The organism is Acidimicrobiia bacterium, from assembly GCA_036396535.1.
GTDB lineage: Bacteria > Actinomycetota > Acidimicrobiia > Spongiisociales > UBA5794 > DASWKR01.
The window spans coordinates 79015-85826 of sequence record DASWKR010000002.1 but is presented as its reverse complement, the minus strand read 5'-3'; the positions used below and the strand labels follow the sequence as shown (position 1 = coordinate 85826).

Sequence of the window (6812 nt, the reverse complement as noted above, 5' to 3'; positions counted from 1 at the left end):
TTCCTGCTGTGTGCCACAAATGTGACACAAGCTGTAGATGGCAGCGCGAAACCCCAGGTAGACAGGCTACTTATGCGCGTCGCGCGCATCCCTGATAAGGATGAGGTCCGTGGTTCAAGTCCACGTGGGCCCACAAATCACCGACCTGATTGAAACCCGGAAACCGCCCTTGACCAGGGAGAAGTCAGGGATCGACTCTGACCGTGTGACGTGTCAGCCCAGGAGGCCCAGAAGACGCTGGAGCCATTCCGCAAGCTGGTCGCCGAATCGGTAGTACGACGACGGATCGCATATCTCCAAACACAGGTCGCCCGGATCCGCTGGCTCCTCTTCTTCCTCCTCGTCGCATTCGTCTGCGGAGTCCACCACGTCCTTGACCCGAATCGTGAGGATCCCCTCCGGCAGTGCCCCCTCCCCTCCGGTCACGGTCAACAGGAACGTGGAGTCGCCCTCGAGCGTCTCGGGGAGATCGCCGCTCCACCCACTCCCCTGGCCTGGCGGCCCCATCCGCCACGAGGTCTTGACCTCGTTCTCCTGGTCGTACTCAACACATGCAACCGGCCCACCGGTTACCCGGACATACAGCCGGTTCACGCCCAACGACCGCACATTGAACGAAGCTTCCCCGGCGCCCGCGATCTCCACATCGACCTTCGGTGGTGCCCCGGCGGCATCAGGAGGTGCGTAGGGAACGTTCCCGTCACCGAGGTCGGGCACGCTCACGTCGGTCAGTGCCTCATTGAAAGGATGCCACTGCCCCGCTATCTCAGTGTTCAGCGATCCGGGCAGGTTGCCGATCGTGCCGAGGACACCCTTCGCTCCGCCGACCTTGGGGTGGAGATACTCGAAGAACACCCAGTTGGTGAACGTTCTGCTCAGCAATGACGTCTCGAGCTCCTCTGCCGCGAGGCGCTGTGGCAGATTGTTGTGTTCCAGGTTGACGTCCTCGTAGACGACACCGCTGAGGTAGGTGGCCAGACCGTCAACCCACCAGCGCAAAGTCGTTCCGGTTTCAGGGAACGTCTGTGCGATCAGACAGTATGCGATGTCTCGGGCGAGGAACTGCTGGAACGAGTCCTCTCCGAAGATCTGCATCGTCTGATGAACACTGATCAAACAGAACCCGTCTTCGACATCCACGTTCGTGGTGGCCCCGGGATCCTCCTCACCCGTCAGGTACATCACGACCGGCGGCATTTTGCCGAGGGCCTCGTACACCTCGGCGGAGTCCTTCATGGCCACCAGTGCCGCATCGACGTCCTCCTGCTTCCAGTCGGTCGACACCTTGCTCATCGGCCGCAGCAGAACGTATTTGCCGGGCCATTGCTGTTCCAGCTCGGGTGACCTGACTTCGACCAGGCAGGGGCTTGCGGTGTTGTAGAGGATCTGACACTCATCCTGGTCATCCTGCTGGGCCAGCACGTCCAGGACCAGAGTGGAGAGCAGTGCGGTGGGCTCACCGGCCTTGATCATTCCGACAAGCTCTTCGGACGTCAGGAACAGGAGGTCGAGGAGCCGGGCGATCTCGGTGCTCGCCGTGTCATCGGTGCGTGCGGCGAGATATTGCCGCGCCAGACCGATGACCCCCGCGCCGGAGCGTTCGACGATCTCGCTGTCGCCGAGCACCTCAGAAGCGTCCAGCTCGCCGGCCAAGACTCTGAGCATCGCCACAAGGCCCTCCCCCCTCGTCCACTCTCCCCTCTCCTCTCCGGCAACGAGGACGTCCACGTATCCGAAACCGGGCAGGGTGGTCGGCTCGACGCCGGCGACGAGAACCCCCGTCGGTGACCCACCCGGCAATCTGTTGAGTGCCTTGGCTACCAGCCCTTGCACGATGTCCTGAGCGCCGGCGCCGGCATCAGGGATGGCGAGAAGCACCCGGAACAAGCCACCTCCCTGGCTGACGCTGAGCACGCCGGCCTCATGTGGTGCAGCAAACGAACCCTGGCGCGGCACCCGGGCAAACCAGACCGCCTCGTCACCCAGCCCCGGCACCGGTTGGCCTACCACTCCCTCCATCTCGGCACCGACCTCGAAGTCGGCCGGATCTCCCTGCTGGATCTCCAGGTAGATCTCCGCGAGGATCAGCTTCTTACAGCTGGCATTCCCCGGCTCGCTGAGGTCCACAGGCTCGGCGAAGTTGTCAGTGACGAAGATCTCGTCCTGGGTCGCCGGGTGGCTGCCACGGTATGGATCGAGCACGTCGTCGGCTTCCTCGTCCGTCACCAGATCGCACAGGTCGGCGATCGGCTTCGGCTCCCCCGGATCTGCGCCCGGGAATCTGGACAGGGCGTTGGCGACCAGAGACTTCGCCGCCTCGAGCCGGGCCGCATCGTCGAGATCGGGATGGTCGATGCCAAGCCGCACGAAGAGGTAGCCCAGGCTCGTCTCCTCCACGACGCTGAGCACCCCACCATCACTGCCCGGGAACCAGGCGGCCGCCTGGCCGACATCTGCCACCTCCACGCCGGTCACGCCATCCAGCTGGGCGCCCGGCATGAGGTCGTCCGGTACGCCCGGGACGATCAGCACCGCCAGACCCTCGACTGGCCCCTCGCCCAGATCCGCTGTCCATACGCATCCCTCACTCCGGCCCACGGCGAGCAAACCGCCGAGGCCCGAGAGCGCCTCGTACACCTCGTCGAAAGTGAGCAGAGAGCAGGCATCGATGGGAGGGACCTCCGGGCCGGCCCCGGGTTCCGACTCCGTCGAGACCTCTTCCACTGGTGTGGTCTGGAGCGTTGTCGAGGTGGAAAGAGCCGCCGGCGGCTGGTCGTCCCCGCCACCCGCGAGTGACAGGACTATCCCCAGCACTCCAGCGACGACCAGGCCACCGATCGCCAGTCGCTGGAGCGGAATGCCTGCCGTGGTCGCAGCCTCGGGACCTCGCGATAGGTTCGGCTGCGATGGCTCTTGTTGGCCGCCCTCGTCGTCCATCTGGCTTGAGGGTAGGGGAGCGGATTGGCGAGGGCTTAAGGTCGGAAACCGTACTCCGAACGACGGAGCCCCTACAGGTCCAGGCGCCGGCGATTGACGGCAATGCGCATCCCTCGACTTCCCGACGCGCCGGAGGCACCGACGCCCGGATCAGTCAGGGCGGCGACCCGTCGTGGCGCATCGCCCGCATCGGATAGCGTTCGGTACGTGGACCGCTGGGACGACGACAACGCGTACGACGCCTTCATGGGTCGGTGGAGCTTGCCGGCGGCGCGCGCCTTCATATCGTGGCTCGATCCGCCTCAGCAGGCGAGGTGGCTCGACGTCGGCTGCGGCAGCGGCGCCGTCCTCGCAGCGATCGCCGGGGCCGCCGCCCCTGCAGGGCTCTCCGGGGTCGATCCCTCGCCAGGTTTCGTCGAGGCGGCCAGGCGTCGCCTCGGTGAGGACCCGGATCTGCGGCTCGGCTCGGCCGGCAACCTCCCGTTCGAGGCGGACTCGTTCGACGTCGTCGTGAGCGGCCTCGTGCTCAACTTCGTCCCCGACCCGGCGGCGGCGCTCACCGAGATGCGCCGGGTGGCGGCGCCGCTGGGAACCGTGTCCGCCTTCGTGTGGGACTACGCCGACGGGATGGAATACCTGCGGACGTTCTGGGACGCCGCCGCAGCCGTCGACCCGGAGGCGGCATCGCTCGACGAGGCGACGCGATTCCCGCTGTGCCGGCCCGGCGCCCTCGGTGCGCTGTTCGAGGCCGGAGGACTGAACGAGGTGGCGACGAGCGCCGTTCGGGTACCCACCGTCTTCGCCGACTTCGCCGACTATTGGAACCCCCTCCTGAGCGGCCAGGGCCCGGCGCCGGGCTACGTCGCATCGCTCGACGAGGCGACTCGCCATCACCTCAGGCAGAGGCTCGACACGACCCTGCCCCGCTCGCCGGACGGCACCATCCACCTCAGCGCCCGAGCCTGGTGCGCCACCGGCACGACCTGATCATCACGCCCTCGAGGCGGGCATCCCGAAGAATGCCCCGAGCCGCTCGACGGCGACGTCGAGCGCCGAGGTCTCCGCTCGGCCGAGCCGGCGGTGGAGCTGCGTCTCGACCCGGACGACGTTGGCCCGCGTGGCGTAGCGCCAATGCCCGATGAGGAAGCCGTCGATGAGGATGGCGTGGAGCAGCAGCGGAGCGGCTTGCCCGGCGGGGCTTCGATCCAACTTGGAGAGGAGGACGTCTCGGCTCTCGCCGTACCCCATGACGCACTCGTCGTATCCCTGCACGAGATCGACCTGCGGCGAGGGCGGTGGCGGGACTCCTGTATCGGAGGCGAGCCAGTACGTGCGACCATCGACGTTGATTGTGTCGAGCTCGGGGGCGATCGCCTCGAGCCCGACCCGCACCTGGGCGAGGGTGAGGCTCGCCCACTTGGCGCAGTCCTTCACGGTGGCCGGTCCCCTGCTCGTGAAGAAGCGCCTCGCCAGCTCGGCGACGGCCTCCTCGAACGGCAGGGTCGATCGATCCGGGACGCGCTCGTCGAAGAGGGCGTACGTCTGCTGCTTGCCACGCGGCGCTCCGCTACACACGACGGCGTCGAGCTCGGCTCGCATCATGATATAGCCCAAGCGAAGCCCCGAGGCGTCGACCCCGGCGGCGGCGAGGCGGTCGGCGAGCTCGCGACGGGTGAGGTGCCTTCCGCCACGCAGCGCCTGCGCCAGCACGGCGTTGCCGGCGTCGAGCGTGGCGTCGTCCAGGCCGAGCTGGCGGTACATCGGGGCGTTGAGCCGCTCGACGCGGGACGCGGTGGCGGACAGGAGCCAGCGGAGGTCGTCGCGATGGGCGAAATGCCAGGTTGGCCTGAGGACGTGGGTCCGCAGAATGGCACCGGTGGAGAACGCCTCGGTCACGACACCCTGGCCGGCGCCGCATCGCTGGCCGATCGACCACGTGGCCGGGACGAACTCCTGGGCCTGCATCGCCCCGAGCGCCTTGACGACCACCTCGGGAGATCCCGCCGGTGGACCCCAGAGCCGCTGGCGGCGCATTCGCAGGTTGACGATGTCCGAGGCGTTCAAGGGTGCGACGTTACCGAGGTCCGCCGAGGACTTGACTGGAGGCGATGCGCTTCGTCACGTACAACGTCAACTCGATCAGGCCGCGACTCCCCCGGCTCGTCGAGATCCTCGCCGAGTACCAGCCCGACGCCGTGTGCGTCCAGGAGACGAAGTCGACCGCGGCGGCCTTCCCGCATCCGGAGCTGGCGGCCGCAGGGTACGTTGCTGCCGACCACTCGGCGGGAAGGTGGGCCGGGGTCGCCATCCTCGCCCGAAGCGACGTAGGCGTCGAGGACGTCGCCTGCGGCCTGCCGGGAGAGCCCGACCCCGCCCAGGCCCGGTGGATCGAGGCAACCGTCGGCGGCGTGCGGGTCGCCAGCGTCTACGTGCCGAACGGCCGAACGGTGGGGTCGCCCGAGTTCGTGGCCAAGCTCCGGTTCCTCGAAGCGATGGCAGCCAGGGTGGCGCAGCCGGGGCCCGTGCCGGCATTCGTCGCGGGAGACATGAACGTCTGTCCCTCCGATCTCGACGTGTGGGACCCCGCCGCGGTGCACGGTGGGACGCACGTGACGACCGACGAGCGCGCCCGCCTCGCCGCCGTGATGGCGCGCGGTTTCGTCGACGCCTTCCGCCACCTCGACTCTCGGTCTCCGGGTTTCACCTGGTGGGACTATCGGGCCGGCCACTTCCACAAGGGCTTTGGGCTGCGCATCGACCTCGCCCTCGTCGCCGAGCCACTCGCGGCAGGGCTGCGGGCCGCCAAGGTCGACCGGGAGTTCCGCAAACTCAAGCGGGTGCCCGGCGCCAAGGCATCCGACCATGCTCCATTGATCGTCGACCTCGCAGACTGACGTCTCAAGCCTGCAAACGTGAGCATGTAGCTGCAAGAATGGTCTCCAGCGATCGAGAGGAACCCATCGGATGAAGCTCGGCGTGGCGATCCCACAGCGCAGCTGGCCGTCTCAGGGCAACTACACCTACCGTGAGGCCACCGACTACGCCACGAGGGCCGAGGCCCTCGGATTCGACTCGGTGTGGATCAGCGACCACTACTTCCTCGACTTCGGAGGTCCGCGGCAGCGGGTCGGGCCCGAAGCGATGACGGCCCTGTCGTTCGTGGCCGCCGCCACCGAGTCGATCGCGCTCGGGACGATGGTGCTGTGCGCCCCGCTCAGACCTCCCGGTCAGCTCGTGAGAGAGGCGACCACGCTCGACGAGCTCTCCGGCGGGCGGTTCACCCTTGGCCTCGGAGCCGGCTGGCATGCCCCCGAGTTCGAGGCCTTCGGGATCCGATTCGACAGCTTGTACTCCCGGTTCGAAGAGTACGTCGAGATCGTCGCCGCTCTGCTGGCGGGCGGCCCCGTGGACTACGACGGTCGCTTCAACACGTTGGTCGGCGGCGAGGTGCTCGGCGGTTCCCGGCCGCGACTTCTCGTCGCAGGCTCGGGGCCCAGGATGCTGGCGCTCGCCGCCAGGCTGGCGGATGCCTGGAGTCTTCCCGGTTCGTACGAGCGGATGCCCGAGATGCTCGAGACACTCCGGTCGGGCGAGGTGGCTGCCGGTCGCCCGGCGGGGTCGGTGACGCCGAGTTGTGGTGCGGCGGCTCTGCTGGTCGATCGTGACGAGGCGGATCGGCTGCTCGCAGACCAACCGCCTACCTCACCTGTCGCCGTCGGCGCCGACGGCCTGCGACAGCTCGTGTGGGGCATCGAGTCGGCAGGCGCAGACGAGGTGATCCTGCACTTCTCCGGGGCGGTGTGGACGAGCTATGGCATCGAGCAGCTCGACCTGGCGGCCGAGGCGCTCGGCCTGTGATCAGTCGTCGACGCCGC

The 6812-nt window shown here is 67.7% G+C and carries 6 protein-coding genes and 1 tRNA gene; 5 read left to right on the top strand and 2 right to left on the bottom strand.

Annotation, left to right across the window (positions count from 1 at the left end):
- Positions 1–42: 42 nt before the first annotated feature.
- Positions 43–133: transfer RNA gene (locus tag VGC47_00500), tRNA-Ile, on the top strand.
- An 80-nt stretch (positions 134–213) separates the two neighbouring features.
- Here the strand turns inward: VGC47_00500 and VGC47_00495 are convergent.
- Positions 214–2226 carry a hypothetical protein gene (locus VGC47_00495; GenBank protein ID HEX9853782.1) on the bottom strand — a complete coding sequence of 671 codons (2013 nt, stop codon included), beginning with the start codon at positions 2224–2226 and terminating at the stop codon, positions 214–216.
- Here VGC47_00495 and VGC47_00490 point away from each other — a divergent pair.
- Both VGC47_00490 and VGC47_00485 read left to right on the top strand, forming a co-directional pair.
- Positions 2176–2796, top strand: coding sequence for a hypothetical protein (locus VGC47_00490; protein HEX9853781.1), 621 nt, complete (start codon positions 2176–2178; stop codon positions 2794–2796). The genes VGC47_00495 and VGC47_00490 overlap by 51 nt on opposite strands.
- A gap of 348 nt (positions 2797–3144) precedes the next feature.
- Entirely contained in the window at positions 3145–3924 is a 780-nt protein-coding gene (locus VGC47_00485; protein HEX9853780.1) for a class I SAM-dependent methyltransferase, read from the top strand.
- 3 nt (positions 3925–3927) lie between these two features.
- Here the strand turns inward: VGC47_00485 and VGC47_00480 are convergent, their stop codons facing one another.
- Positions 3928–5001: a winged helix DNA-binding domain-containing protein gene (locus VGC47_00480; protein ID HEX9853779.1), complete on the bottom strand. Its 1074-nt coding sequence runs from the start codon at positions 4999–5001 to the stop codon at positions 3928–3930.
- A 44-nt stretch (positions 5002–5045) separates the two neighbouring features.
- Here VGC47_00480 and VGC47_00475 point away from each other — a divergent pair, with 44 nt between their 5' ends.
- Positions 5046–5831 carry an exodeoxyribonuclease III gene (locus VGC47_00475; GenBank protein HEX9853778.1) on the top strand — a complete coding sequence of 262 codons (786 nt, stop codon included), beginning with the start codon at positions 5046–5048 and terminating at the stop codon, positions 5829–5831.
- A 70-nt stretch (positions 5832–5901) separates the two neighbouring features.
- Positions 5902–6795 (top strand): LLM class flavin-dependent oxidoreductase, encoded by an 894-nt coding sequence (locus VGC47_00470; GenBank protein HEX9853777.1) that lies wholly within the window; start codon positions 5902–5904, stop codon positions 6793–6795.
- Positions 6796–6812 lie beyond the last annotated feature (17 nt).

Excerpts from the sequence above, each read along its gene's own strand:
- VGC47_00470 (HEX9853777.1), top strand. The coding sequence starts at position 5,902 with ATGAAGCTCGGCGTGGCGATCCCACAGCGCAGCTGGCCGTCTCAGGGC.
- VGC47_00475 (HEX9853778.1), top strand. The coding sequence starts at position 5,046 with ATGCGCTTCGTCACGTACAACGTCAACTCGATCAGGCCGCGACTCCCC.